This is a genomic window from Gilliamella sp. Gris3-2 (assembly GCF_001690345.1).
Lineage (GTDB): Bacteria > Pseudomonadota > Gammaproteobacteria > Enterobacterales > Orbaceae > Gilliamella > Gilliamella bombi.
The window spans coordinates 1-1,151 of record NZ_LZHB01000057.1 but is presented as its reverse complement, the minus strand read 5'-3'; the positions used below and the strand labels follow the sequence as shown (position 1 = coordinate 1,151).

The 1,151-nt window shown below is 35.4% G+C and carries 3 protein-coding genes; all 3 read left to right on the top strand.

Going from position 1 to position 1,151, the window contains the following annotated elements; translation table 11 throughout:
* The first annotated feature begins 304 nt into the window (after positions 1–304).
* Positions 305–550, top strand: a complete 246-nt coding sequence (locus A9G32_RS07800) for a hypothetical protein (RefSeq protein WP_065589463.1) — start codon at positions 305–307, stop codon at positions 548–550.
* A gap of 33 nt (positions 551–583) precedes the next feature.
* Positions 584–883, top strand: a complete 300-nt coding sequence (locus A9G32_RS07795) for an IS3 family transposase (RefSeq protein ID WP_065589462.1) — start codon at positions 584–586, stop codon at positions 881–883.
* Positions 884–966: 83 nt separating this feature from the next.
* Positions 967–1,151, top strand: a 185-nt coding sequence (locus A9G32_RS12825; protein ID WP_141672890.1) for an IS3 family transposase, incomplete at its 3' end; no start/stop codon positions are given.

The following is a 1,151-nucleotide window of genomic DNA, read 5'->3' as shown; positions in this document are numbered from 1 at the left end:
GTTTAAAATCATCTGTGAATGTTCGTCTTTTGCGTTTAATCTTATTCATATTTGTTCCTTTTTTAGTTGGGATAAGTTTACCTTACCCCTTAAAAAAGTTGTATGAATTAGTGTAGCCGATCCAATATGGACTTAATCGGGCATCGGGCATTTTGTTAATCGTTTTATTTCACCTTTAATATTACGGCAAAACGTTTTATTTTTACTGTTATCTTTTTGTTTTAAACACTTCCATTGCAAATCTCACTTTGTTGTCAAAATAACGACACTCACAGCTCACTCAAAACCGAAACTTACTCAAATAATGGGTTTAATCTTATTATCACAATGGATACACGTTGGCTCAGCTAATGCAATACTAACAGCAACTTCGAGTCAGATTATTACAGGAAATGCACCGCAAGTGGTGGCGTTATCGAGTGCAGATAAACATGGTTTTACTGTCAACGGTGTTTTTTACAGTGAGGCGAGTGGCACTATAAAATCTAGTGAAGTGAAAGAATTTGATTGGATCGGCTACACTAATTCATACAACTTTTTTAAGGGGTAAGGTAAACTTATCACAACTAAAAAAGGAACAAATATGAATAAGATTAAACGCAAAAGACGAACATTCACAGATGATTTTAAACAGCAAATGGTCAGTCTTTATCGACATGGTAAATCACGTAGTGAAATCGTTGCCGAATATGATTTGACACCATCAGCATTGGACCGTTGGATAACGCAATCAAGCCAAAGTGGCTCATTTAAAACAAAAGATAATCGCAGTCCACAAGAACAAGAGTTAATCGCATTGCGTAAAGAGCTTAAACAACTCCGTATGGAAAACGATATTTTAAAGCAAGCAGCACTGATAATAGGACGAAAATCGCTATCCTAAAAGCAAATCGGCATCGTTATAGCATAACAAAGCTATGTCAATATTTAGGATTATCAAGACATTATGCTTATTATCAGTGTAAATTGAATAGACAAAAATCAGTAGGGCTTTATGCCGATAAAATCGTGACGCTATTTAATCAGAGCTATCAGTCTTATGGTACAAGACGAATTCGATTTGATTTACAGAAAGAGAATATTTGGGTGTCACGCCGTTACATTGCTCGGGTGATGAAAGCCTTATTGCTGGTATCAAAATACACCGTTAA